This is a genomic window from Sphingomonas japonica (genome assembly GCF_006346325.1).
Taxonomy (GTDB): Bacteria; Pseudomonadota; Alphaproteobacteria; order Sphingomonadales; family Sphingomonadaceae; genus Sphingomonas; species Sphingomonas japonica.
Genome location: NZ_VDYR01000001.1, coordinates 422,303 through 448,357, shown reverse-complemented (window position 1 = coordinate 448,357; position 26,055 = coordinate 422,303). Strand labels below are relative to the sequence as shown.

Below are 26,055 nucleotides of genomic sequence, written 5' to 3'. Positions count from 1 at the left end.
ATTATTCAAACATAACGCCGCTGCTTCGGCAAGTTGCCCCGGCTCAGCTGGCCAGCATGTCGACCAGCACCTTGACCTTTTTCTGCCGCCACTGCGGCAGCGGCGCGACCAGCCAGTATCCGTTGGCAGACGGCTTCGGCTCGCCGACCACCGCCACCCTCGCGTCGGCGATGTCGCCGCGTGCCAGCAGTTCGGGAACCGTGGCGCGGCCCAGCCCCGCCGCGGCGGCGTCGATCGCCAGCCCGGCGTCGCCGACACGGACCAGCGAGACGTCGGGCTCGGACAGGCATCCAGGCCACGAAATCCGCGTGTCGGCGCCGCCGCCCGGTTGCTCGACCGTGACCATGCCGTCGCTTTCCAGCGCCTCGCCCTCATGCTCTCCCGGCCCCGCGCCCCAGCGGATCGCCAGGTCGAGATTGGCCTGAGTGAAATCGACATCCTCGTCAGCGGCGACCAGTACGAAGCGCATCGCGCCATCCGCCGCGGCGATTTCCGCCAGCCGAGGCATCAGCCATTTGTGGGTCAGGTCGCGCGGTGCCGCGATGGTCAGCGACCGCGACGTCTGCCCTGCCTGCATCGCCCGCACCGCTTCCTCGAACTGCAGGAACCCGTCGCGCAGCGCGGCAAGGCCGGCCTCGCCTTCCGGCGTCAGCTCCAGCCCCTTGGTGGTCCGCCGGAACAGCACCACCCCCAGCGTATCCTCGAGCGCGCGCACCTGCTGCCCCACCGCCGCCGGCGTCACCGCCAGTTCGTCCGCGGCGCGCGTGAACGACAGATGCCGCGCCGCCGCGTCGAGCACGCGCAAGCCGTTGAGCGGGAGATGGGTGCGCTTCACCCCGCCACCGCAGGCGCGAACAGCGCGAATTTCGGGATCGCCACGTCGAATGCCGCGCCGTCCTCGCCCAGCATCGCATAGCTGCCCTCCATCGACCCGGTCGGCGTCGACAGCGGACAGCCCGACACGTAGTCGAAGCTCTCCCCGGGGCTCAGCATCGGCTGCTCGCCGACCACGCCCTCGCCATCGACGGCATGGACGTGCCCGCGGCCGTCGGTGATCACCCAGTGCCGCATCAGCAACTGCACCGCCTGCGCGCCGTCATTCTCGATGCGGATGTGATAGGCCCAGAACCAGCGCCCGCGTGCCGGCTCGGACTGTTCGGGCAGAAAGCTCACCGATACCCGCACAGTGATCCCGCGCGTTTCCGCCTCGTGCGCGAACAGCGCCTTCATCACAGCCCGACCTGCCGCAGCGCCTGATCGAGATCGTCGATGACATCCTGCGGGTCTTCGAGCCCGACGTTGAGCCGGATCAGCCCTTCGGTCACGCCCATCTCGATGCGCTTGTCCTCAGCGACGCCATAGTGCGTGGTCGAGGCGGGATGCGTCATCAGCGAGCGGGAATCGCCGATATTGTTCGAGATGTCGATCAGCTGCAGCGCGTCGAGCAGGCCGTGCGCCTGGCTCCGCCCGCCATCGAGCTCGAACGAGAAGATCGGCCCGGTCATCGCCATCTGGCTGAGCGCGAGATCGTGCTGCGGATGGCTCGGCAGTCCCGGATGATTGATCCGCGGCACCCGCCCCTCGAGAAAACGGCCGACCAGCAGCGCATTCTCCGACTGTCGCCGAATGCGCAGGTCGAGCGTCTCGAGCCCCTTGAGCACCACCCAGGCATTGAACGCGGACAAAGTCGGCCCGGTATTGCGCGTGAACGGCAGCAGCGTGTTCAGGATGAAATCCTCGGTCCCGCATACCGCGCCTGCCAACACGCGGCCCTGCCCGTCCATCATCTTGGTCGCGGAATAGGCGACGATGTCGGCCCCGAACTCCATCGGCCGCTGCAACGCCGGGGTGGCAAAGGCATTGTCGACGACAGTGACGACACCCTTGGCGCGCGCAATGTCGCAAACTGCCTTCAGATCGACGATATCCATCGTCGGATTGGCGGGCGTCTCGAAGAAATAGAGTTTGGTGCCGGTCCGGGTCGCGTCGGCGAACGCCTGCGGGTCGCGCGCATCGACGATCGTCGTCTCGATCCCGAATTTGGGCAGCAGCGTGTCGGTCAGCCAGCGGCACGATCCGAACAGCGCGCGTCCGGCGACGACATGGTCGCCCTGCTCGAGCTGGCACAGCAACGCCGCGGTCATAGCCGCCATGCCGCTGGCGGTCCCGCGGCACGCCTCGGCACCTTCCATCAGCGCGATCCGCTGCTCAAGCATCTCGACCGTCGGATTCTGCAGGCGCGAATAGGTCATCCCGGCCTGATCGCCGGAAAAGCGCGCGGCGGCATCGCCCGCGCAGTCGTACGCATAGCCCGATGTCAGGAACAACGCTTCGGACGTCTCGCCATATTCGCTGCGCGCGGTACCGCCGCGCACGGCCTGCGTCGCGGGACGCCAGTTACGGGTGATCGAGCGGTCCTGGCCGGTCATGCGCTTCATGGCGCTCGCTTTGCCGCGATGCGCGCGGGGACGCAAGGACGGGCATGCTACCCGCGGCGCACAGGATCGGCTAAGCCGCCGGCATGTTCGCCTCGCTTCGCGACCGCCCGTGGCTCGCCGCCCTTCTGATCGCGATCGCCGCGCAGGCTTTGTTCACCCTGCATCTCGGCCGCCCGTCGAAGCTGACCTTCGATGAGGTTCACTACGTCCCGGCCGCGCGCGCGCTGCTCGACCTGTCGGGACCGGTGAACACCGAACATCCGCTGCTCGGCAAGCTGCTGATCGCATCGGGCATCGCGCTGTTCGGCGACGGTCCGATCGGCTGGCGCGCGATGTCGACGATCGCTGGCACCGCCACCGTCATCGGCAGCTTCGCGGTGCTGATGCTGCTGCTCGGCAATGTCCGCACCGCCGCGTTCGGCGCGCTGTGCGTGCTCGTCAACCAGACGGTATTCGTCCAGGCGCGGATCGGCATGCTCGACGGCTTTCTCGGCGCCTTCGTCGTCGCCACCATCGCTGCGCTGATCTGGTCGGCACAGGCTCCGCCCGGCCACATATGGCGGCGCCTGATCCTCGCCGCGGTTCTGGCGGGCTGCGCGGTGGCGGTGAAATGGGCTGCGATCCCCTATGTCGCGCTGGCATGCCTCGGCATCGTCTGGACGCGCTGGCACGGCGGCGCCGGACTGCTGACTGGCCGGGGGCAGCCGCACTGGCCCGGCGTCCGCACCGCCGATCTCCTCCTCGGCTTTGGCCTGATCGCCATCGCCGCCTATCTCGCCAGCTTCGCCCCCGCCTTCTTCTACGCGCGCGACCCGCTCACGCTTGCCGGACTCGTCCCGTTCCAGTTCGACATGCTCGCCGCGCAGACCCAGGTCCTGTCGCCGCATAGCTACCAGTCGGACTGGTGGAGCTGGCCGCTGATGCTGCGGCCGATCTGGTATTTCTACGAACCCGACCAGGGCGCGGTGCGCGGCGTGCTGCTGATCGGCAACCCCGCCGTGATGTGGGCCGGCCTCGCTGCGGTGGCGGCATGCTGGGCGGCGGCGCGCCATTCGCCCGCCCATCTGCTGATCGCGATGTTGTGGACCTTTTCGCTGCTGATCTTCGCGATCATTCCCAAGTCTCTGGGGTTCTATTATTATTATCACCTGTCCGGAATCTTTGTCGCGCTTGCGCTGGCTGCGGCCGCGCATCGCTGGCGCGCGCGCTGGCCGCATGCCGACCTGATCTTCGGCACGCTTGCGGTCGGCCTGTTCGCTTATTTCTACCCGATCCTGTCCGCCGCGCCGCTGCCCGGCGACCAGGCCTTCACCGTCTGGACCTGGTTCCCCGGCTGGCGCTGAGGATCATTTATAGCGTCCCCACGTAAACCGCGACGAAAGCACGAAATTCCACACCGCGCCCACGACGATCCCGGCGATCGCCGACAGCGCCCAATAGCCCTGCTGCGCGTCGTGCAGGAACGCGGCCACCCCGACATTGGCGACCGCGCCCACCGAGCACACCACGCAGAACGATACCCAACCGTCGAACAGCGCCTTCGCCCCGACTAGCCGCCGATCGCGATAGGTCAGCGCGTTGTTGAGGAAGAAGTTGAACGTCATCGCCACGATCGTCGCGACGATGCTTCCCGCCAAGAAGCTCGTGCCCAGCCCGATATAGAGCAGCGACAGCACCCCCAGATGCAGCCCCGCCCCCAGACCGCCGATCGCCGAGAACATCGCGAAGCGCACCGGCACCACCTTGCCGAACATGCGGTCGTACAGCGCGATCAGATATTCCATCGCCACGACATGGTCGAGCTTGCTCTCCCCCTCGCTGCGCGTGCGAAATACGTATCCCAACTCCTTGAATTCGAGCGGTTGCGGGCTGGCGGTCATGATGTCGAGCAGGATCTTGAATCCGATCCCGGACAGCAACGGCGCCAGCGCGCGCAGGATGTCGCTGCGTATCATGAAGAACCCGCTCATCGGGTCGCTCAGCTCGGCGCGCAGCACCCGGCGCGACAGCCGCGTCGCCAGCGCCGACTTGGCGACGCGGTCGCTTTGCCAGTCGCCGGTTCCCCCGCCATCGACGAAGCGCGAGCCGATGACGATGTCGAGGCCGCGATCCCCTGCCAGCGTGTCGAGCATCGCCGGCAGCAGCGTCTCGTCATGCTGCAGGTCGCCGTCGATCACCGCCACATAGGGCGCGGCGGTCGCGCACATGCCCTCGATGCACGCGCTCGACAGCCCGCGCCGCCCGATGCGCTGGATCACGCGCACGCGCCGATCGACCCGCGCTAGGTCGCGCACTGCCGCCGCGGTCCCGTCGGGACTGTCGTCGTCGACGAAGATCGCTTCCCAATTGCGCCCCGCCAGTGCCGCATCCAGTTTGGCAATCAGTACAGCGACATTGCCGCGTTCGTTGAACGTCGGGATCACTATCGCCAGGTCGAGCAGGTCGCTCACGCAAGCGCCTTCAGAACGACATCGCCCATCGTCGCGGTCGTCATCGTCCCGCCCAGATCGGGCGTCCGCGCGCCGCCTGCGATCACCCGCGCCACCGCCGCCTCGATCCGCGCCGCGCCCGCCTCGTCGCCCAGCGAGTGGCGCAGCAGCATCGCCCCCGACAGGATCGCCGCCAGCGGGTTGGCCTTGCCCTGCCCGGCAATGTCGGGCGCCGATCCGTGGATGGGCTCGTACAGCCCTTGAGTCCCCGACCCGATCGCCGCCGACGGCAGCATTCCTATCGATCCCGCGCACATGCTCGCCTGGTCCGACAGGATATCGCCGAACAGATTCCCGGTGACGATCACGTCGAACTGCCCCGGATCGCGCACCAACTGCATCGCCGCGTTGTCGACATACATGTGGCTCAGTTCGACCTCGGGAAACTCTGCTGCGACCTCGATCACGACGTCGCGCCACAGCTGCGACGTCTCGAGCACATTGGCCTTGTCTATCGAGCATAGCCGTCCGTTGCGACCCTGCGCCGTGGCGAAGGCGACCCGCGCGATCCGCGCCACCTCGTCCTCGGCATAGGCCATGACGTCATGCCCCTCGCGGCGCCCGTCCTCGGTCGTCCGCCGCCCCTTCGCGCCGAAATAGACGTCGCCGGTCAGCTCGCGCACGATCACCAGGTCGATGGTCCGTGCGATCTCGGGCCGCAGCGCGGACGCATCCTCCAGGCCGGCGAACAGCTTGGCGGGGCGCAGATTGGCGAACAGCCCCAGTTCCTTGCGCAATCCCAGGATCGCCTGTTCGGGCCGCAGTGCCCGGTCGAGGCGGTCATAGCGCGCGTCGCCCACTGCCCCGAACAGGATCGCGTCCGACCGCTTGGCCAGGTCCAGCGTCGCCGGCGGCAACGGATGCCCCGCCGCGTCATAGCCCGCGCCCCCGACCGCCGCTTCCTCGAACGCCAGCCCCGGCGCGACCGCTTCCAGCACCCGCTGCGCCTCGCGGCACACTTCGGGTCCGATCCCGTCACCGGGCAGGATGGCGATCAACGGCATGGCAGCTCCCCAATTGGCCCCGCGGCCATGCCTCACCCGCCCGCGCGCTGCAACCGCTCGACAAGCCGCTCGCGCGCCGCCAGCACTTCCGCCGAGCGCCCGACCGCCAGGTCGCGCGCCAGGAAATGCCCGGTCAGCCGAAGCCCCGCGTCCAGCGCATCCCAGTCCGCCGCGCCGCCCTCGATCAGGAACCGTGGCAGCGCCAGCAGCCGCCCCTCATATCCCGCCGCCGCACTCCGGCTCACCGCGCCGCCGCTCCTGGGGCTGACGAATGCCAGGTCGTCGCGCGAGCCGCTGACCACGCACGCATCCAGCGCCAGCCCGAACCCCATCTCGGCCAGCAACAGCAATTCGTACCGCACCAGCGCCACTGCCCAGCCGCGCGCCGCCGGTGCCGCCTCAACCGCATCGATCACCGCCTCCAGCGCGTCGTACACTCTCGGATACGCCTGTCCCTCGGGCAGCACGCTCGCGGTCAGCGCGGTGGCCCACTCGATCGCCGCGGCGGGCAGCGGCTCGGCGAACAGCGGCGCGCGGCTGTGCAGCAGCTCGACCGTCAGCGCGGCCAGTTGCGCATCGGTCCGCGCGCGCCATTCGCCCTGCACCAGATTGCCCGGCTGCAGCACCGGCCGCACCCGCCGCGACCGCCCGCCGCGGACATAGCCCGCCTGCAACCCGGCCTCCCGCGTCAACGCCCGCACGATCGCCCCATGCTCGCCATGCGCGCGCGAGGAAAGCAGGATGGCGGGCGCGGTCAGGTGCATGCCGCTGTCTAGGGGACGACACCCCAGCGCCGATAGTCCTCGTCGATCCGCGGTGCCATCATGCGCGCCGCCGCCAGATCGGCCTCGGCGGCCGCCGAATTTCCTTTCGACCTCGCAATCACGCCGCGCATGTACAGGCTCGCTGCCTGTTCGGGCGCAATATCGAGCGCAGCATTGAGGTCGGTCAGTGCTTCGTCGAGCCGATCCATCCGGAAATAGACCATCGCCCGGCTATCGAGCGCCGAAGCGGGCGACTCGCCAAGCTCGATCGACCGGGTACAGTCCTTCAGCGCGTCTTCCAGGCCGACGTTGAGCGTTCCCCTCAGCCAGCACCGCTGGTTCAACAGATTGGCGTCGCGCGGGCTCGATGCCACCGCCTGGTCGATCGTGGCCAGCGCATCGTCGGCTACGCCCGCACGTCCCAGCACATCGGCCTTGAGCGCCAGAAAGTTTCGACCCTCTACATCGTCCGCCGATGCGCGATCGCCGACCACGTCGAGCGCGGCGTCACCCTCCCCGCGGTCCGCATGCAACAATGCGAGCGCAGAGATGACCTCATAGCTGCCCGGATCGATCTCCTGCGCTGCGTGCAGGTCGGCCAATGCGGCATCCTCTTGCTTGAGCGCGATGTGGTGCCGCGCGCGGGCGACATAGTAATCTCCATCGGTCTCGATCGCGATCGCCCGGGTGAGATCGTCGATCGCGCCCTGACGGTCATAAATCGAACCCTTGAACCACGCGCGGTTGAAATAGGGTCGCGCTTTGTCGGGAGTCTGCGCGATGTCGGCATCGTACGCCGCCAGGATCGGCACGAACGCACCGGCTTTGCGCGCCCTGTCAACCAGGCCGAAGCGCGGCTTCCCCTCGGCCACGATGCGCAGGGGCCGCGCCTTTGCGCGTGCCACTGCATCGCGGGTACGGCCGATGGCTGCGGCAGCTACTTCACCGCCTGCACCCGTCTGGACCTCCTCGACGGTCAGGCTGCCGTCCTCTATCCTGGCCGTGCGGGCAAAGGTGATACCGGGCAGCGTTACCGATCGTGCAGGATCGCCTTCAAATCCAAATCCCTTGCCGCCCTCCGGCAATCGCACCGTGGTTGTCATCATTTGGTACCCGGACGCGCCGATCAGCACCGGCACCGACTTCCACGCGGTGCGCGTACGATCAGGCGAAAATTCGAAGCTGCCGGCGCCGTTGTCGATCGTGAAGCGCCGGCTGGTGCCGATCGTTTCCCAATCTGGATAGGCCAGCCCGGATACGGTGACGGCGGCATAGCCGCTCTGGTCATCATAGCGGATGGTTTCGTCATACAGCGTGCCGGTATCGACGATCTTGCCGGCCATCACATCGACGACTTCCGAAAGCTGCTCACCAGTCAGTTGCTGGCCGATCTCCTGAAGCTTCGCCGCGGAATCACCGCGAACGCGCAGCGTGAGTTTAAAGGGCGCCGGAAAATCGATACCCGCCCTCTGATCATAGGCGACGTCGATCGTCCCGACCGCGCGTTCCGGCACGCGCTGCGCCACCGGCATCAGCCCCGATCCGGCCGTACGCAGCGGCAGCGCGTGACCAAATGGCAGCGTGTCGCCGATGTCCTCCGGCCGTGCGCCGGTGCCGGTGCCGTCGAGCCAAAAATCTTCCCCTCCGATCGTTGCGCGAACGATCACATGATCGAACATCCCCGCACTCGGCAACCGTCGGGGAAGGGCGTCGCCGATCGACGTGTTCACCAGTGCAGCTTCAGCCTCGATGTCGAGCGCGCGCAGCATCGCCAGCAGCAACAACGTCTTCGCCTTGCAGTCGCCATACCGCGCGGTCCATGTCGTCGCGGGCGATTGCGGTACGTAATTGCCACCGTCCATTCCGCGGAACAGATAGCGGATCTCGCTTTGCACCGTCTGCAACGCCATTCCTGCGCGCAGGCGCGGATCACCGGTCGCCCGCGCGATCCGCGCGACTTCCGCGGCGATCGGGCTGTCGGGCGCAATCGTGCCCTGCGTGGCGTATAGCGGCGCCATCACTTTCGAAACCGCGTTCCAGTCGGCAAAACTCGTCGCCTCGATCACCGGCATCGGGCGGAACCGCACCGGCGCATCGCCGGGCATGTCGAGAGGCTTGGGCAGCGGCATGGACACCTCGACCTCGCGGAACCCGTCCGCCGTGGTCGGCGTCAGCACCACCCCATCGACATGCGCGCGCAGCTTCAGGTCAACCGCTTCGGGCCACATCACCCGGCTGCGGCCGAACGCGGCGCGCGCTGGCGCAGTCAGCAGCGGAACGAATGTCTGGACATTGCCGGCCAGTGCCGGGTCCTTGGTGCTGGTCGAGAATGCGACGCGCAGCACGTCGCCGATCCGCAGTCCCTTGACCGCCATCGTCGCGGTCAGTTCGCCGTCCAGCATTCGCTGCTCCAGGCCCTTTTCGCGCTGGATCACCTGAAACGCGTCACCATCCTTCAACAGGTCGATCGTTTCCGCCCCGCGCAGGATCTCCACCCGGTGGATCGTCAGGTCGCCATGCTCGGGCGCCCAAGGTAGCGTGATCGTGCCCGCCTGTTGCAGCAATTCCGCGGTGCCGATCGCGCGCGCGCTATCTAAATAGCGCCAGACCGTCCCGTCCTCGATCCGTTGCTGTTGGTCGAAGATAAGGAACTGCGGCTTGTCGTCGGGCAGCTTCGCCAGGTCGATCGGCGGGGCTGGCTTCACCCATTCGGGCACCGCCGCGTATTTCGGCGTGTCGTCCGCCCAAGCCGTCCCGACGCTCGCCGCGACGGCAAGCGAAACCACCAAACTTCTCAACATGCTACGCCCCCGCGCGACCTGAAGCAGCGAGCCTATCCGCAGTCCCGCCACCGGCAAAGCAGAATCGCGTGTCGATCACCGCGCGTGGAAAAAATCGTGCAGCCCCTGCGCCATCGTCTTCGACACCCCCGGCGCTTTCTGCAGATCCTCCAGGCTCGCCGATCGCACTGCCTTGGCGGTGCCGAAGTGCATCAGCAGTGCCTTTTTCCGCGCCGGGCCGATGCCGGGCACGTCGTCGAGCGGGCTCGCCCCCATCGCCTTGGCGCGCTTCGCCCGGTGCGCGCCGATCGCGAAGCGGTGCACCTCGTCGCGCAGCCGCTGCAGGTAGAACAGCACCGGCGCGTTGACCGGCAGCTGGAACTCGCGTCCGTCGAGCATGTGGAACACTTCGCGCCCGTCGCGGCCGTGGTGCGGCCCCTTGGCGATGCCGACCACGCAGACATCCTCGATGCCCAGTTCCTCCAGCGTCTCGCGCACCGCGTTCAACTGGCCGCGCCCGCCATCGACCAGCACCAGGTCGGGCCAGTCGCCGCGGTCGCGATCGGGGTCTTCGTCGAGCGCGCGGGCGAACCGCCGCGAAAACACCTCGCGCATCATGCCGAAGTCGTCGCCCGGCGCGGTCTCCGCGCGCTTGATGTTGAACTTGCGATACTGGCCCTTGCGAAACCCTTCCGGCCCCGCGACGACCATCGCGCCCAGCGCATTGGTCCCCTGAATATGGCTGTTGTCATAGATTTCGATGCGGTCGGGCGGCTCGGCCAGCCCGAACAGCTCGGCCACCTCGCGCAGCAGCTTGGCCTGCGTCGTCGATTCCGCCAGCCGCCGTTCCAGCGCCTCGACCGCATTGCGCTTGGCCTGCTCGATCAGCCGCTTGCGCGCGCCGCGTTGCGGCACCGACAGTGCGACCTTGAACCCCGCCCGCTCGCCCAGCGCCTCGCCCAGCAGATCGCCTTCCTCCAGTGCACGGTCGAGGAACACATTCCTGGGCGGCGGCACTTCCTCATAGAATTGCATGAGGAACGCCGCGAGCACCTCGTCCTCGGGCACGTCGCTGGTATGCGCGGGGAAAAAGCTGCGATGCCCCCAATTCTGCCCGCCGCGGATGAAGAACGCCTGGATGCCCATCGTCCCCTCCTTGCACGCCAGCGCAAAGATATCGGCGTCGCCGACCCCTTCGGCGTTGATCGCCTGGCTGCCCTGGATGAAGGTCAGCGCCTTCAGCCGATCGCGCAGTACCGCGGCCAGCTCGAAATCCATCTTCTCGGCGGCATCCTGCATCGCCGCGCCCAATTTGGCCTGCACCTTGGTCGACCTGCCCGCCAGGAAGTCCTTGGCATCGCCGACCAGCTCGGCATAGTCGTCCTTCGAGATGCGATCGACGCACGGCGCCGAGCAACGCTGGATCTGGTAGAGCAGGCACGGGCGGTCGCGATTGTTGAAGAAACTGTCGGTGCAGCTCCTCAGCAGGAACAACTTCTGCAGCGCGTTGAGCGTCCGCGTCACCGACCCTGCGCTCGCGAACGGCCCATAATAATTGCCCTTCGCCCGCCGCGCGCCGCGATGCTTCTGGATGCGCGGAAAGTCATGGTCGGCGCGCAGCAGGATGAACGGGAACGACTTGTCGTCGCGCAGCAGCACATTGTACGCCGGGCGATAGCGCTTGATCAGCTGCGCCTCGAGCAGCAGCGCCTCGGCCTCGTTGTTGGTCGTGACGATCGTCATCGACCGCGTCTGCGCCACCATCCGCTGCAACCGCCGCGTCAGCCGCGACACCTGCGTATAGTTCGTCACCCGGTTCTTGAGCGCCCGCGCCTTGCCGACATACAGCACGTCGCCCCGCGCATCGTGCATCCGGTACACCCCGGGCCGCGTGGGCAGCGTTTTGACGACATTGCGGATCGCCGCGACCCCGGTCTCGAGATCGGGCAGGTCGGAACCGCGAACCGAATAGGTCGCCTTGTCTTCGTTGAACCGGTCGGGAGCATTGGGGGAGGACATTGAACGGGATTTAGGACTCGCAGCGCGACTGCGCTACCGTCTCTGCTCACACCGCCGCCGTTAGCTTCGTCCCCACCACGCCAATGACGATCAGCGCCATGAAACCAGCCTGCACCGGCGTCACCTTGTCACCGAACAACACCGTGCTCGCCAGAATAACGCCGACCGCGCCCAGGCCGGTCCACACCGCATAGGCAGTCCCCGCCGGAATGCCGCGCATCGCCAGCGCGAGCAGGCCCATGTTGACGAAGCTCAGCACGATCGGAACGACCGACGCTTGCCACGTCGCCTGCGTCGCCGCCCATTTCAGGCTCAGCGCCCAGCAGATTTCGGTGAACACCGCGACGAACAGGATGATCCAGGCCATGCGAGCCTCCCTCTTGCGAAAAGGCAGGGCTCGTTCAGGACATCCACACCGCCGGAAACCCGGCAAAGAGGCGGCGGGATGGTAAAAGCGCAAACCCCACCCCGCTCGTTTCGAGCGAAGTCGAGAAACCTTGATGAAGCGCTGGGCTTGTTGCCTAGACTTCCCTCGCAACCGGCGGTCGGCGCCTCAGCTAGTTCAGCCGGCCCAGCCCGGCGATCGTGCGATCGACCAGCGTGCGGTCGGCATCGGCCCCGTGCCGCTCGGCGATGATCGCCGCCGCGGCGGTCGCTGCCGCATTTGCCGCCTTCGCGCGTACGTCGGCGACCGCCTGACGCTCGGCGGCGCCGATCTTGTCCTCGGCCATGCGCGTGCGGCGGCGGATCAGGTCGGCGGCGTCGCTCTCGGCCTTGGCGAGCAGCGCGGCGGCTTCCTCGTCGGCATGCGCGATCATCGCCGCAGCCTGCTGCTCGACCGAGGCGATCTTGCGCGCATATTCGTCGCGTAGCGCTTCGGCTTCGGCACGGATCGCCTTGGCCTCGTCGAGCCGCTCGCGGATCGCCGCGATCTGCTTGTCGAGCCCGCCGACGATCAGCGCCGGGACTTTCTTCCACAGCAGGATGGCGATGAACACCGCCATCGCGATGCTGACCCACACCGTCGCGTCGAGCACGCCCAGCAATGCCGGTTCGGCATGCGCTTCGGGCGCGATACCGCCATGTTCGGTCTCGATCGCCTCGATGCCGGTGTTGGGCATGCCCTCGGCGGTGGCGGCGTGATCGAGATTCTGCGCGACCTCGGCCGATCCCGGATCGAGTGCTGGTGCGTTAGCCATGCGCGAGTACCGCCTTCACCTTTGCCTGCGCATCCGCGACCGGCACCTCGACTCCCGACAGCCGTGCGACGATGTCGCGTGCCGCCTCGGCCGCGACCGTCTCGATCTCGGTCATCGCCGACGCGCTGGCCGACGCGATCTGCGTTTCCGCCGCGGCCAGTTTGGCATCGTTGGCGGCGTTGGCCGCCGCCAGCTTGCCCTCGGTCGCCGCAGTCGCTTTGGCGCGTGCCTCGGCGATGCGTTTCTGCGCCGCCTCGCGCGCGGCATTTTCATGCGCGCGCCATTGCTCCTCGGTCGCATCGGCCTGCGCGCGTGCGGCTTCGGCAGCCTTCAGATCATCGGCGACCGATTGGTCGCGCGCGTCTACCGTCGCCTGGACCTTGGGGACCATGCCCCGTCCGATGACGAAGAAGACGAGGCCGAACGTCACCGCCAGCCAGAAGAACTGGGAAGCGAAGGTCGCGACGAGCTGGGAAATCTGAGGCATTGGCGCCCTTTGAACTCATGGCGTCCACGGCGGAACGTGCCGCCGCGGACGCCAGAAATTATGCGACGAAGATCAGGATCATCGCGACGACGAATGCGAGCAGGCCGAGCAATTCGGCAGCCGCGAAGCCGATGAACAACCGGCCCTGCTGGCCGTCGGCCGCGCCCGGATTGCGCAGCGCGCCCTCGAGGAACTGGCCGAACACCGAACCCACACCGATCGCGGCCATGCCCGCGCCGATCGCCGCCAGGCCTGCACCGATAAGCTTTGCTGCTTCTGCGTCCATGATCTAACTCCCGAAAATAAGATGTTGCGTTGAAAGGATGAAACGAAACTCAGTGCAGATGCTCGGCATCGTTGATGTACAGCGATGTCAGCAGCGCGAAGACATATGCCTGGATGCCGGCAACCAGCACCTCGAGCGCGGAAATGCCGATCATCAGCACGAAGCTGGGGATGCCGATGCCCAGGCCATAGATCATTCCGGCATTGCCCGAATTGATCACGAACCCGGCCAGCACCTTGAGCAGCACGTGCCCCGCGGTCATCGCGACGAACAGCCGCAGCCCCAGCGAGAACGGGCGCACCATGAACGACACGAACTCGATCACCGGGATCAGCCAGATCAGCCACAACGGCGTTCCGTGCGGCACGAACAGCGAGAAGAAGTGCAGACCATGCCGCCAGAAGCCGACGATCAGCACGATCGAGAAGCTCAGGATGGCCAGGATGCCGGTGACGGTGAAATGGCTGGTGAAGGTGAACGGGTGGATGCCGACCAGACCCAGCGGCAACAGCCCCAGCAGGTTGGCGAACAGGATGAACATGAACAGCGAGAACACATAAGGAAGGTACTTCTTGCCCTCCTTGCCGATATTCTGCGTCAGCATCGAATTGACGAAGCCGGTGAAGCTTTCGACCAGCATCTGCCAGCGGCCGGGGACGACCTGCTGCTTCATCCCGCCCAGCATGAACGCCCACAGCACGACGACCGTCACGCACATCCAAAGCGCGCTGTTGGTGAATGCGATCTGCTGGCCGCCCAGCGAAAAGCCTTCCCAAATCGTCTGCACCTCGAACTGGTGCATCGGGTCGATCTTGGTTGAAGTCGCCACGCCCGTTGTCCGTCCCTTCTACCCGATGCGACCAAAGCGCCCGAAGGTCACTTCGCGCGCCGGTTTGAAATCCGTATGATGTTCCTGAACGCGACCACGATCCCGAGGGCGAGCAGCGTCAGCAGGAGCCACGGCGAGGTTCCCAGCAACCGATCGAGCACCCACCCGATCAGCGCCCCTCCAACCATTCCCCCGATCAGTTCGGCCAGCACGCGGTTGCCCAGGCGATAATCGTCATCGCCCTTGTCGCGCCCCGCCCCCGATCGGATCGCCTCGTCATCGGTTGCCTGCTTCAATCGCGCATCGAGCGACGTCAGCCGTGCATCCTCTGAGAGGGGGTCCAGTCCGGGCTCTTTCTCGGCCATGCCACTTCTCCGCTACCAGGTTCGGCAGGGCCAAGCGCATATGCCAAGGGCGAGCCCGCCAAGGCACCGGCCGTTTAGAAAGCGCGCGTGTCCGAGTCAACCGGTGGGAGAATGCGGCGGCGCGCTGTCGAAGCGGAACCGCGGTCCACTGCACCCGCTTTCGTGACGCCAGCCAAGCTGCATCGCAGATCAAATGCGCGGATTCGTTCGCCTGGCGCATGACCGCGGCATGTCAACGCGTCGAAGCAGTTCCGCGACTTAAACGCATCGCGGATCGCGCTCCGCCGGGCCTGCTCCGCGCGTCTTCCAGCTACCGTCGGGCGCCTGGTATTTCTCGCCCGGCTTGGTCTGCGCGATCAGGTTGCAGCCCGATACGAACGCGAACTGCTCGGCCGTCGCGCTGCTGCCCGCACCGCGAATGTACGCCGCCTTGCGCTGGATATTGATGCTCTGCACCAGCTTGCGGAGATTGTCGTCGCCGCCGCCGACCACGCCCAGATAGCCGTCGGTCTGCTCGCCGACCTGCCCGGCAGCGCGCGCCTTGGCATACGCCGGGTCGCGCTGGACATAGGCGCTGGCGGCAGTCGCTCCGCCGACCACGGCAACGGCGGCCAGCGCGGCAAGGATCAAGGTTCGCGTCTTCATGTCAAAAAATCCCCGGGTTTTCCTGGATCAGCGATTTGGCTTCGCCATCCAGACGATACACGACTTCCTGCGTGATGTTGATGTTGAGGTTGATGACGATCGGCTTGTCGGGCGCGCTCACATTAACGCAGCCACCTGCCGTCATCATCGCCGCCGCCATCGCCGCCATCGCCGCCATCGTCCGCATCCGCAAAGTTCCTGGGTCGGTCATGGCACATCCTCGCTTTCGCCACCCTGAATGGGGGCGGGATCTGGGGTGGGGTCACGCGGCACATCGCCGTTCTGCTGCTCGAGCAACGCAGGCAGGTTGCGCTCGATCAGCCGTTTCGGGTCGTAATAGCTCTGCACCGAATCGAGCAGCTGCCGGAACGGCGCCCGGATGGTGACGTTGAACACCAGCGGCAGCCTGGCGATGCGGTCGATGATGAAGTTCGACCGCGTGCCCTCGCCCTGGCTGACCCCGGCAAAGCGGATCGCCGTCACCATCTCGCCCGACAGCGGCCCCGACAGCTCCAGGTCGAGAGACTCATAGTCGAGCGACTTGAGCGCATCGAACGCCAGATTGCCCCAGAAGCCGACATCCTCCTTGGTCACCTCGCCAACATAGGCGATGTTGCCGCCGCCCGGCCGCACCTTCAGTCTGCCGTCGACGATGCGCCCGCCATCGGCGTCGAACACCATCGGCAGCACCCCGTCGAACACGCCGCTGACGTTGAGATTGTCGAAGTCGAACTCGTCGAGGAAGCGCGCCGCATCGACGCCCTCGACGCGGAACACCATCCGCCGCGCCGCTTCGCCGCTGAAGTCGAGGACGGTCGGCTCGAGCGTCAGCGCTCCGCCCGCGAACGGCCAGCGCCCCCCCTCGATCGCCACGCGATTGTCGCCGATCAGCTGATAGGTCACGTCGCCGGTGCGGATCGGCACGCCGGGATTGAGCTCGGCGATAGTGGCGGTGCGCGCGGGTGCGGAGACTAGCCCGAGCAGGTCGGTAAAGCGGATCTCGCCCTGGATGCCGGTGACCGGCCCGAACGCCGCCGCCAGGCTGGTGCCGGGTGTCTCGAACACGCCATCGCTGGTCACCGCGTCGGGCGACCAGCGGATCTGTCCCTTGCCTCGCACCGTCCCCACCACATCGGCGATGACGCCAAAGGTCAGGTCGGTCAGCTGGTCGGGCTGGAACCCGGGTCCGAAGGTGATGCCTGCGACGTCCAGATCGGCTTGCCCGGTGCCGCTGCCCAACTCGTGCGCGATAGCGACGTCGGCGATCTCGGTGCGCGTTTCGGGGTGCAGCAACGTGCCGGTCGCCGCGACCGTGCCGCCGATCAGCGTCAGCGCGAAATCCTCGCTCGCGACCGGCTCGAAGCGGGCGTCCTCGGCGGCATCGGCGATGTCGAGCCTTCCCCCAAGCGCCAGCTTTCCGCCCTCCAGCGACCAGTCGCCGGCGGCATTCGACATCAGCAGCGGCACGTTGCCGATCTGCCCCGCCCCGCCCGAAAAACTGCCTGCAACGGTGCCGCCGACGATCCGCCCGTCAAGTGCGGCGATGTCGAGCCGCGACAGCCGTTCGGGCGCGCCCAGCCGCGCCTCGACATTGGCGAGCGTGAAGCCCTGGTCGCGCAGCCGGAACACGGTATCGCTCAGCCCCAGCGTCAGCGGCGTTCCGCCCAGCGTGCCCGCCAGCCGCGCCGTGGCGATCCGCGCGCCGCCCGACACTGCCCCGCCCGACACCGACACCAGTGCCGCCCCCTGTGGGCACAATGTCATCGCGGCGCGCTCCAGCTGCAGGCCGGAGACCGCCAGCCGCTCGAACCCCGCCGGGACGCAGCCCGGATTGACGGTCAGCCGCCCGGCGCCGTTCCACCGCGCGTCGATCGGAAGCGTCAGCCCATCGACCCGGCCGTTGCCCAGCGGCCCCGACAGCACCGCGCGCGTCGCGATCCGCGTCGCGCCGTCCAGCGCCGCGCTGAACTCCACCGGCGTCAGCGCCAGCCGCGCGCCGCCTGCCGCATAGGGCTCGAACCGCGCGGTTCCGGTGATCGGCGCCCCCGCGCGCGCCTGCGCCAGCGCAACCGTGCCGGTCGGCAATCCGCCACCCCGCATCGCCAGCGTCCCGTCGATGCGGACGCCTGCATCCGGCCAGCGAACCGACAGACCATCGCCGCCCGACAGCGTCACGCGCGCGCCGCTCGCCGCAGCGGCATCGAGCCGGGCTATCGCCAGCGCACCCTGCCCGCCGTCCACCCGAAGCGCCACGTCGGACCGGACGCGCACGTCGCGGCTTGCGGCCAGCAGCGCCTCGGCAAGCGCGTCGCTCAGCGGCCCGACCGGCGTGGCGGTGCCCTGCCCGCGCAGGTTCTCGACCGATCGCACCAGTTGCCGCGCCAGCGTCGCGCGCTCGGCGGTGATGCTGCCGTCGAAACCGATCGCCTGCCCCGCCACATAATTGCCCCCGATCGCGAGCCCCCGACCCGAAGCGCCCGGCACCGCAAAGTCGCGCGCCGCCAGGTCGATCCTTCCCGCCGTCCGTGCCGCGGTGCCGGCAAAGGTCACGCTGCCGCCCAGGGCGCGCCCGCCGCCCAGCGGCGCGCGCACCCGGGCTGCTCGCACTCCGGCGCGTCCGTTCCAGCGGTCGAGCGCTGCCGATAGGTCGAGCGACACCCGCGCCTGCGCATTGCTGACGTCATACCCGTCGCATATGGCGCGTCCGGCTTCGATCGGCCCCTGCACCCGCGGCGCGGCATCGACGATGCGGATCGCCAGCACCGCGGCAACACGCTCGCCGGCGCAGCCGCCGCCAGCCAGGCGCGGCGCGATCGCCGCCAGAGTCCCGCGAAACCCGTCGTCGAGGCGCCCGCGTCCGCTCAGCTTGAGCCCGGCGACACCCAGCGGCGTCTCCAACCGCATCCGCGCATCGTCGATCGCGGCCTCGAGCGCGGGCAGCGCAAATGGTTTGCCGCTCGGTTCCGGAAGCAGTCGGTCGAGCTGCCCCAGGCTCAGCCGCCCATCTGCCCAGCGCCCTCGCACCCGCACCTTGCCCGCCGACAGCCCGGTGACTTCGGCGCTGCCGAACCCGACATTGGTCTCCACCTCGATCCAGTCGGCGACCAGATCGGGATTGGCCGGATCGCCGATCACAACGTCGGTCAGGCGCTGCGTCGTGAATCCCACGTCATCGATCGTGTAGCGCGCCTCTATCCCTCGGCTTTCCAGCGCATTGTCGACGAAGCCCTCGGCGATCGGGCGGCGCTGCACCCAGGTGCCGATCAGCAGCACCAGCACGATCGATCCGCCGACGAAAAATGGCCGCCCCCGCCGCGGCACACGGATCATCCGCCGCCAGCGTCGCCGTTCCCGGCTGGCCGATCGCGCGGCTGGATCGGTCCCCTCTTCGCCCGTCACGCGGCCTCAAACTCCTGCACCCGCCGATCGTTGCGCCGCGCACACGCCGGGTCAAGCGTTGTGCGGACATCGGCGCCGCACCATGGTCGACGATTGCACGACGCAGGCGCGCATCGTACCCCGCATCCATGACCGGGGAAGCGGCAAGCGATCGACATGACGGCACCGGCCATCGCGCACGGCTGCGCCAGCGGCTGCTGGCAGCGGGCGGCGACGCGCTGCTCGATCACGAATTGGTCGAGTATCTGCTGGCGCTCGCCATTCCGCGCCGCGACACCAAGCCCCTCGCCAAAACGCTATTGCGCGAATTCGGAGGTCTTGGCGGCCTGCTGACTGCCACACCCGAGGCTATCCAACGCGTCAAGGGGATGGGAGAAACATCGGTCGCCGCGATCAAGATCGTCCACGCCGCGGCGCTGCGCATGCTGCAATCCGACGTCGCCGCCCGTCCGGTTCTCGCCAACTGGCAGGCGCTGCTCGACTATCTGCGTGCGGACATGGCGCACCACCCGGTCGAACGCGTCCGCGTGCTCCATCTCAACACCCGCAACATGCTGATCCGCGACGAGCTGATGAGCGAAGGCTCGATCGACGAGGCCGCGCTGCACGTCCGCGAGGTGATTCGGCGCGCGATCGACCTTGGCTCGGCGGCGATCATCCTCGTCCACAATCACCCCTCGGGCGATCCCGCCCCGAGCCGCGCCGATATCGAACTGACGCGCGCCATCGCCGAAGCCGGCAAGCGCATGGGCATCGCGCTCCACGACCATCTCATCATCGGTACGGAGGGCCATGTCAGCCTGCGCGCGCAAGGTCTGATCTGACCGGCCCATCCATGCCCCAAGCCCGACCAGCACGAAGACGGCCGCCGGGGAACCCCGACGGCCGCCTCCACACCCCTGCGGGTAGCGCAAGCTTACGATGCGCCCTGCGACAGAAAACCGGTCAGCTCGGTCTTGTCGACCGTGTCCGACTTGTCGGCATCGGCCGAGGTGAATGCCTGATCGACCCAGCTCTTAACCTCTGCGCTCTGCGCGTCGGTCGCAGGATCGCTCGCCGAGCGCAAGGCGATCATCCACTGCCCGAACTCTTCCGACTTTAGCTCCCCATCGGCGTCCTTGTCATAGGTGGGGAACTCGGCGTTCACCACATCGGCGACCTCGGTTCCGGTTGCCGCGGGAGCCTCGGTCGGTGCCGCCTCGGCGCTAGCGACCGGCGCTTCCTGGCCCTCATCCATCGGTGCTATTGTCTCCGCCGTCTGCGCCGGACTGGCGGGAACCGGCTCGGTCGGCGTCGTCTGACCCATGGTCGTCGACGGCTCGGTCGAAGTCGTCGGCGCGACAGTTTGTTCGGTCGGCGCGCTTGTTTCCTGAGCCGGCACCTCTTGTGCCAGTGCGGGAACAGTAATCGTCATGGCACCCGCCATCAAAACATGCTTCAACATATCATTCTCCTGTTGCTATGCTTGTCGCTATCCAGCTAGGACGCAAAACAAGCGTTGCGTAATTGCAACAGGTCAATGCGTTGCTTGCGGTTCAGGTTCCGCACGCTGGTGATTTGCAGCGTTAACCCGTCCTTGCTACGGCGCGGCTCGTCGCGGTTCGGTTGGCAGCGTGCGACGAGATGATTCCGCGCCCGAAAGGAAATTAATTTGGTCCCGCGCTATTCCCGCCCCGAAATGACGGCGTTGTGGGAGCCCGAATCGAAGTTCCGCATCTGGTTCGAGATCGAGGCGCATGCGACGGATGCGCTCGCCGATCTCGGCGTCGTCCCGCGCGACGCCGCTGCCGCGATCTGGGCGAAGGGCAAGTTCGAGGTCGATCGCATCGACGCGATCGAGGCGGAAGTGAAGCACGACGTCATCGCGTTCCTCACCAACGTCGCCCAGCATGTCGGCCCCGAAGCGCGCTTCATGCACCAGGGCATGACCAGCTCGGACGTGCTCGACACCTGCCTCGCCGTCCAGCTCGCCCGCGCGTCCGACATCCTGATCGCCGATCTCGACGCGCTGCTTGCGGTGCTTAAGCGCCGCGCGATCGAGCACAAGCTGACCCCGACCATCGGCCGCAGCCACGGCATCCACGCCGAACCCGTCACCTTCGGTCTCAAGCTCGCCCAGGCCTATGCCGAGTTCGACCGCAACCGCGCCCGCCTGGTCGCGGCACGTGCCGACGTCGCCACTTGCGCGATCTCGGGCGCGGTCGGCACCTTCGCCAATATCGACCCCGCCGTCGAAGCGCATGTCGCGGAGAAGATGGGCCTCACCGTCGAACCCGTCTCGACCCAGGTCATCCCGCGCGACCGCCACGCGATGTATTTCGCGACCTTGGGCGTCATCGCGTCGTCGATCGAGCGGCTGGCCACCGAGATCCGCCACCTCCAGCGCACCGAGGTGCTCGAAGCCGAGGAATATTTCTCGCCGGGTCAGAAGGGCTCGTCGGCGATGCCGCACAAGCGCAACCCGGTGCTGACCGAGAATCTGACCGGCCTCGCCCGCATGGTCCGCGGCTATGTCACCCCCGCGCTCGAGAATGTCGCGCTGTGGCACGAACGGGACATCAGCCATTCCTCGGTCGAACGCTATATCGGCCCCGACGCCACGATCACGCTCGACTTCGCGCTCGCCCGCCTGACCGGGGTGATCGACAAGCTCGTCGTCTATCCCGCGCGGATGCAGAAGAATCTCGATCGGATGGGCGGCCTCGTCCATTCGCAGCGCGTGCTGCTCGCGCTTACCCAGGCAGGCGTCAGCCGTGAGGACGCGTACCGGCTGGTTCAGCGCAATGCCATGCAGGTCTGGGAAAGCGACGGCGACCTGTCGCTGCTCGACCTGCTCAAGGGCGATCCGGACGTGACCGCAGCACTCTCCCCCGCGGAAATCGAAGCCAGGTTCGACCTCGACTATCATTTCAAGCATGTCGATACGATCTTCGCGCGGGTGTTCGGGCCGGACGCGGCATGAACGACGCGCACCGGCTGCTGCGCGACGCCACCCGCGACGCGCATGAGCGGCTCGACGCGCTGTTCACCGGCTTCGATCTCGGCACCGCCGACGGCTATGCTCGCTTCATCGGTGCTCAGGCCGATGCCATGCTGGCGAGCGAGGCCGCACTCGACGCCGCCGGAGCGCAGTCGGTACTCGAAGACTGGCCGCAGCGCCGCCGCGGCGATCTGCTGCGCGCCGATCTCGCCGCGCTGGCGCTCCCGCAACCCGAACCGTCGCCGCTCGCGCTGCCCCGCGACCCCGCTTCGCTGGGCGCCGCGCTCTATGTGCTCGAAGGATCGCGCCACGGCGCGCGGCATTTGCGGCGGCTGGTCCCAGCCGGGCTTCCCACCGCGTTTCTCGATGCGCCCCAAGCACCGGGGAACTGGGCCAAATTGCTGGCAAAGCTCGATACGATCCTGTACCAACCCGCTGCGCAGGACGCGGCGATCGCGGCTGCGCATCATGTCTTCAGCACGTTCGAGCAGTCGGGACGGCGCTGGTTGTCGAAAGAGTATCCGTGTCCGCAGACCAAGTCGCCCCCGACTCCTCCTTCGACGTCGATCTGACCAACTGCGATCGCGAACCGATCCACGCGCTCGGGGCGATCCAGCCGTTCGGGTTCCTGATCGCCTTGTCGCCCGACTGGCTGGTGCGCCGCGCCAGCGCCAATGCCGAGGCGATCTTCGGCATCCCCGCCGATGAATTGCTGGGTCGTCCGGTCCAGGACCTGCTGAGCGACGGCGCGGTGCACACGCTGCGCAACCGGCTGACGATGCTGCGTGGGCCCGATGCGGTCGAGCGCATCTTCGCGGTCCCGATCGACGACGATCGTCCCAAGCGCCGCTTCGACTTCGCGGTGCACATGTCGGGCGACCTGATCGTCATCGAAGGCGAACGCAGCGACGATGCCGAGGCGAGCGACCCCGCAAGCACGATCCGCGCGATGATCGGCCGCCTCGACATGGCCGGCGATCTGCCCGGCTTCTATCGCGAAGGGGCGCGACAGGTCCGCGCGCTGACCGGGTTCGATCGGGTGATGGTCTATCGCTTCGATCCCGACGGGTCGGGCGTGGTCGTGGCCGAAGCGGTGCGCTCGGGCCTGGGCAGCTTCATGGACCTGCGCTATCCCGCGTCGGACATCCCCCGCCAGGCGCGCGAGCTGTATCTGCGCACGCCGTTCCGCATCATCGCCGACATCGACGACGAACCGGTGCCGATCGTGCCGCAGCGCGACGAAACCGGCGCACCGATCGACCTGTCGCTGTCGATCCTGCGCTCGGTCTCGCCGATCCACATCGAATATCTCCGCAACATGGGCGTCGCCGCGTCGATGTCGATCTCGATCATCGTCGAGGGCAAGCTGTGGGGGCTGTTCGCCTGCCACCATTATTCGCCGCGCAGCGTCGGGTTCGAACGCCGCTCGATCGCCGAGCTGTTCGGCCAGATGTTCGCCTTCAAGCTCGAAAGCCGCGAGCGCAAGGCGCAGGGCGCGTACGAGATCACCGCCCGCGCCACGGCGGACCGGATGCTCGCGGCGATCGCCGGCAATGCCTCGCTGCTCGACAATCCCGATTATCTCGGCGAGATGCTGAGCTCGGTGGTCCCGTGCGACGGCATCGCCATCTGGCTCGACGGACGCGTCGCGATCTCGGGCGAGGCGCCGCCGATCGGCGCACTCCCCGATCTGGTGCGCCGCCTCAATGCGATGGCGTCGGGGCGGGTCTATGCGACCGACCATCTCGCCGGGGTCCACCCCCCTGCCGACAGCTATGCCGACGTCGCCGCCGGGCTGCTGGCGATCCCGATCTCGCGCAGCCCGCGCGACTATGTGCTGCTGTTCCGGCAGGAGCGCATCCGCACCGTCACTTGGGGCGGCGATCCACACAAGGTCGCGCACTACGGCCCCAATGGCAGCCGCCTGTCCCCGCGCAAGAGCTTCGATGCCTGGCGCGAGGAAGTCCGAGGCCGCTCCGAACCCTTCGCCGAACCCGAGGTGCGCGTGGCGGAAATGCTGCGCGCCTCGCTGATCGAAGTCGTGCTGCGCCTGTCCGACGCCGCCAGCGACGAGCGCAAGCGCGCCGGCGAGCGCCAGGAACTGCTGATCGCCGAGCTCAACCACCGCGTCCGCAACATCCTTTCGCTGATCCGCGGACTGGTGCGCCAGTCGCGCGATCCCGCCGCCGACACCGAAACCTACATGCGGATGCTTGAGGGGCGGATCGAGGCGCTCGCGCGCGCGCATGACCAGATCACCCAGGACAATTGGTCGCCCGCGCCGCTGCGCCGCCTGATCGAGACCGAGGCTGCGGCCTATCTCGGCGGCCGTGCGTCACGGCTGGAGCTGGAGGGCGATGCGGTGCTACTCCACCCCCAGGCGTTCTCGACCGTCGCGCTGGTGCTGCACGAGCTCATGACCAACTCCGCCAAATATGGCGCGCTGTCCGACAGCGGCACGGTGTCGGTGCGCTGGGACCTCGACGACGAACTCGACCTGCGGCTGCGCTGGTGGGAACGCGGCGGCCCGGCGGTCCAGCCGCCGCGGCGCCAGGGCTTCGGCACCACGATCATCCAGCGCTCGGTGCCCTACGACCTTGGCGGCAAGGCGGACGTCCGCTTCGCCGTCACCGGGCTGGAAGTCGATCTGTGCATTCCCGCGCGTCACATCGCCTTCGCAGCCGCCGGCACGCCCGAAGCCGCGCGGCCGACGCTCGACACGATCGAGCCGGCACAGCAGGCCGCCGACCGCCCGCTGTCGGGCACCGCGCTACTGGTCGAGGACAGCCTGATCATCGCCATGGATGCCGAGGATATCCTGACCGCGCTCGGCGCCGAGCGCGTCGTCACCGCCGCCAGCGTGGCACAGGCGATCGAGGAAATCGGCCGCGAGGACATCGCCGTCGCGCTGCTCGACGTCAATCTCGGCAACGAGACCAGCCTGCCGATCGCCAGCCTGCTGCTCGCCCGCGGCATCCCGTTCGTCTTCGCCACCGGCTATGGCGAGCAACTGGCCTTGCCGGAGGAACTTGCCGAGGTCGCAATCCTGCAAAAGCCCTACACCGCGGCCAATGTCGGGCGCGTGCTGTCGGCGTTGGTCAGCAGCTGAATCGAGGCCGGTCGGCGCACGTCACCGCCACACGCCGACGCGCTCTGCTCACCCGCCGAGCGCGGACTTCATCTTGGCGAAAAAACCGCTCGTCTCGGGGCACTCGTCGCCGGTCTCGGTCTCGCGAAACTCCTGAAGCAGCTCGCGTTGCCGCGCCGACAGCCGTGTCGGCGTTTCGACCTCGATGCGGATCACCATGTCGCCGCGGCCGCGTCCCTGCAGGACGGGCATGCCGCCCCCGCGCTGGCGCAGCTCGCGCCCGCCCTGCGTGCCCGGGGCGATGCGGATCGAATGGACTTCGCCGTCGAGCCCGGGAATGTCGATCGACCCGCCCAGCGCCGCGGTGGTGAAGCTGATCGGCGCGCGCGCGAAAAGCGTCGTGCCCTCGCGCTCGAAGATCGGATGCCGCCGCACATGCAGGAAGATATAGAGGTCACCCGGAGGAGCCCCGCGCGCGCCCGCCTCGCCTTCGCCGGTCAGGCGGATGCGCGTGCCTTCGTCGACGCCCGGCGGCACGTTGACCGACAGCGTCTTGGTCTTGTCGACGCGGCCTTCGCCCCGGCACGACGGGCACGGGTCGGCAATGACCTGGCCCGCGCCGTGGCAAGACGGGCAGGTCCGCTCGACCACGAAGAAGCCCTGCTGCGCGCGTACCTTGCCATGCCCGGCGCAGGTCGCGCACGGCTTGGCGACCGTTCCCGCACGCGCGCCCGATCCGTCGCAGGTATCACATGGCGCCGACACGTCGATGGTGATCTGCGTCGCCTTACCGGAAAATGCTTCGTCGAGCCCGATCTCCATGTCGTAGCGCAGGTCGGCACCGCGGCGCTGCTGGCGTCCGCCTCCGCGCGCGCCGCCCATAAATTCGCCGAACACGCTCTCGAAGATGTCGGAAAAGCCGGAGAAATCCTGGCCGCCGCCACTGCCCGCGCCCTGTCGGAACGCGGCATGGCCATAGCGATCATAGGCGGCGCGTTTCTGCGGGTCTTTCAGGCAGTCATAGGCTTCGCTGATCGCCTTGAACTTGGCTTCCGAATTCTGGCACCCGGCATTCTTGTCGGGATGATATTTGATCGCGAGCTTGCGGTACGCGCTCTTGATCGTCGCCGCGTCGGCAGTGCGGTCGCACTCGAGCAGCTCGTAGAAATCGACTTCGGTGGTCATACTCGCCCCCTACGCTCTCCCCCGTCATCCCCGCCAACGCCGGGGGCCAGCTTGTTCTCGCTTTCAAGACAAGCCGGATTCCCGGGTTCGCGGGAATG

Annotated in this window: 24 protein-coding genes; 5 read left to right on the top strand and 19 right to left on the bottom strand. The window is 67.6% G+C overall.

Translation table 11 applies throughout. The features are described 5' to 3' along the window. Positions 1–43 precede the first annotated feature (43 nt). The 3 genes from FHY50_RS02210 to FHY50_RS02200 are packed head-to-tail and all read right to left on the bottom strand — an operon-like array spanning position 44 to position 2,438. Positions 44–835, bottom strand: coding sequence for a LysR family transcriptional regulator (locus tag FHY50_RS02210; RefSeq protein WP_140046756.1), 792 nt, complete (start codon positions 833–835; stop codon positions 44–46). Continuing rightward, positions 832–1,230, bottom strand: coding sequence for a Co2+/Mg2+ efflux protein ApaG (gene apaG, locus FHY50_RS02205; protein ID WP_140046755.1), 399 nt, complete (start codon positions 1,228–1,230; stop codon positions 832–834). Before apaG ends, FHY50_RS02210 begins: the two co-directional genes overlap by 4 nt. Then, positions 1,230–2,438, bottom strand: coding sequence for a trans-sulfuration enzyme family protein (locus tag FHY50_RS02200; RefSeq protein WP_140046754.1), 1,209 nt, complete (start codon positions 2,436–2,438; stop codon positions 1,230–1,232). The genes apaG and FHY50_RS02200 overlap by 1 nt, the downstream gene beginning before the upstream one ends. Positions 2,439–2,521: 83 nt before the next feature. Here FHY50_RS02200 and FHY50_RS02195 point away from each other — a divergent pair, with 83 nt between their 5' ends. Beyond that, positions 2,522–3,781 carry a phospholipid carrier-dependent glycosyltransferase gene (locus FHY50_RS02195; protein ID WP_140046753.1) on the top strand — a complete coding sequence of 420 codons (1,260 nt, stop codon included), beginning with the start codon at positions 2,522–2,524 and terminating at the stop codon, positions 3,779–3,781. Positions 3,782–3,784: 3 nt separating this feature from the next. Here FHY50_RS02195 and FHY50_RS02190 read toward each other — a convergent pair whose 3' ends face one another. The 14 genes from FHY50_RS02190 to FHY50_RS02125 form a co-directional block, all read right to left on the bottom strand. Next, on the bottom strand, positions 3,785–4,888 hold the full coding sequence (locus FHY50_RS02190; protein WP_140046752.1) for a glycosyltransferase family 2 protein: 1,104 nt from the start codon (positions 4,886–4,888) through the stop codon (positions 3,785–3,787). After that, positions 4,885–5,931, bottom strand: coding sequence for a 3-isopropylmalate dehydrogenase (gene leuB, locus FHY50_RS02185; RefSeq protein WP_140046751.1), 1,047 nt, complete (start codon positions 5,929–5,931; stop codon positions 4,885–4,887). The genes FHY50_RS02190 and leuB overlap by 4 nt, the downstream gene beginning before the upstream one ends. Before the next feature lie 32 nt (positions 5,932–5,963). Then, a complete protein-coding gene (gene recO / locus FHY50_RS02180) occupies positions 5,964–6,695 on the bottom strand; it encodes a DNA repair protein RecO (RefSeq protein WP_140046750.1) in 732 nt (243 codons plus the stop codon). 8 nt (positions 6,696–6,703) lie between these two features. Further along, positions 6,704–9,496: a DUF3857 domain-containing protein gene (locus FHY50_RS02175; protein WP_140046749.1), complete on the bottom strand. Its 2,793-nt coding sequence runs from the start codon at positions 9,494–9,496 to the stop codon at positions 6,704–6,706. A gap of 75 nt (positions 9,497–9,571) precedes the next feature. Then, entirely contained in the window at positions 9,572–11,494 is a 1,923-nt protein-coding gene (uvrC, locus tag FHY50_RS02170) for an excinuclease ABC subunit UvrC (protein WP_140046748.1), read from the bottom strand. Positions 11,495–11,540: 46 nt separating this feature from the next. Further along, on the bottom strand, positions 11,541–11,861 hold the full coding sequence (locus FHY50_RS02165) for a DMT family transporter (protein WP_140046747.1): 321 nt from the start codon (positions 11,859–11,861) through the stop codon (positions 11,541–11,543). A 190-nt stretch (positions 11,862–12,051) separates the two neighbouring features. Further along, a complete protein-coding gene (locus tag FHY50_RS02160) occupies positions 12,052–12,693 on the bottom strand; it encodes a F0F1 ATP synthase subunit B family protein (RefSeq protein WP_140046746.1) in 642 nt (213 codons plus the stop codon). Then, complete coding sequence (locus FHY50_RS02155; protein WP_140046745.1) at positions 12,686–13,180, bottom strand: F0F1 ATP synthase subunit B family protein; 495 nt, start codon at positions 13,178–13,180, stop codon at positions 12,686–12,688. The genes FHY50_RS02160 and FHY50_RS02155 overlap by 8 nt, the downstream gene beginning before the upstream one ends. 58 nt (positions 13,181–13,238) lie before the next feature. After that, on the bottom strand, positions 13,239–13,466 hold the full coding sequence (locus tag FHY50_RS02150) for a F0F1 ATP synthase subunit C (RefSeq protein WP_140046744.1): 228 nt from the start codon (positions 13,464–13,466) through the stop codon (positions 13,239–13,241). Positions 13,467–13,515: 49 nt separating this feature from the next. Next, complete coding sequence (locus tag FHY50_RS02145) at positions 13,516–14,295, bottom strand: F0F1 ATP synthase subunit A (RefSeq protein WP_140046743.1); 780 nt, start codon at positions 14,293–14,295, stop codon at positions 13,516–13,518. Between the two features lie 47 nt (positions 14,296–14,342). After that, positions 14,343–14,660, bottom strand: coding sequence for an AtpZ/AtpI family protein (locus tag FHY50_RS02140; protein WP_140046742.1), 318 nt, complete (start codon positions 14,658–14,660; stop codon positions 14,343–14,345). Positions 14,661–14,918: 258 nt separating this feature from the next. Beyond that, positions 14,919–15,305, bottom strand: coding sequence for a YdbL family probable chaperone protein (locus FHY50_RS02135; RefSeq protein WP_140046741.1), 387 nt, complete (start codon positions 15,303–15,305; stop codon positions 14,919–14,921). A 1-nt stretch (position 15,306) separates the two neighbouring features. Next, on the bottom strand, positions 15,307–15,492 hold the full coding sequence (locus FHY50_RS02130; protein WP_140230995.1) for a YnbE family lipoprotein: 186 nt from the start codon (positions 15,490–15,492) through the stop codon (positions 15,307–15,309). Between the two features lie 20 nt (positions 15,493–15,512). Next, positions 15,513–18,704, bottom strand: coding sequence for an intermembrane phospholipid transport YdbH family protein (locus FHY50_RS02125; RefSeq protein ID WP_244935279.1), 3,192 nt, complete (start codon positions 18,702–18,704; stop codon positions 15,513–15,515). A 128-nt stretch (positions 18,705–18,832) separates the two neighbouring features. Between FHY50_RS02125 and radC the strand changes: the two genes are divergently transcribed. Further along, positions 18,833–19,528, top strand: coding sequence for a RadC family protein (gene radC, locus FHY50_RS02120; RefSeq protein WP_140046740.1), 696 nt, complete (start codon positions 18,833–18,835; stop codon positions 19,526–19,528). Positions 19,529–19,620: 92 nt separating this feature from the next. Here the strand turns inward: radC and FHY50_RS02115 are convergent, their stop codons facing one another. After that, on the bottom strand, positions 19,621–20,118 hold the full coding sequence (locus tag FHY50_RS02115; RefSeq protein ID WP_243846687.1) for an EF-hand domain-containing protein: 498 nt from the start codon (positions 20,116–20,118) through the stop codon (positions 19,621–19,623). 237 nt (positions 20,119–20,355) lie between these two features. On the opposite strand from FHY50_RS02115, the gene purB reads away from it, so the two are divergent. The 3 genes from purB to FHY50_RS02100 are packed head-to-tail and all read left to right on the top strand — an operon-like array spanning position 20,356 to position 24,793. Next, the gene (purB, locus tag FHY50_RS02110; protein WP_140046738.1) at positions 20,356–21,666 is read left to right on the top strand and encodes an adenylosuccinate lyase; all 1,311 of its coding nucleotides are present in this window, start codon (positions 20,356–20,358) and stop codon (positions 21,664–21,666) included. Further along, positions 21,663–22,256 (top strand): biliverdin-producing heme oxygenase, encoded by a 594-nt coding sequence (locus FHY50_RS02105; RefSeq protein ID WP_243846685.1) that lies wholly within the window; start codon positions 21,663–21,665, stop codon positions 22,254–22,256. The genes purB and FHY50_RS02105 overlap by 4 nt, the downstream gene beginning before the upstream one ends. Continuing rightward, positions 22,208–24,793: an HWE histidine kinase domain-containing protein gene (locus tag FHY50_RS02100; protein ID WP_140046737.1), complete on the top strand. Its 2,586-nt coding sequence runs from the start codon at positions 22,208–22,210 to the stop codon at positions 24,791–24,793. Before FHY50_RS02105 ends, FHY50_RS02100 begins: the two co-directional genes overlap by 49 nt. Positions 24,794–24,841: 48 nt before the next feature. Here the strand turns inward: FHY50_RS02100 and dnaJ are convergent, their stop codons facing one another. Further along, positions 24,842–25,957, bottom strand: coding sequence for a molecular chaperone DnaJ (dnaJ, locus tag FHY50_RS02095; protein ID WP_140046736.1), 1,116 nt, complete (start codon positions 25,955–25,957; stop codon positions 24,842–24,844). Positions 25,958–26,055 lie beyond the last annotated feature (98 nt).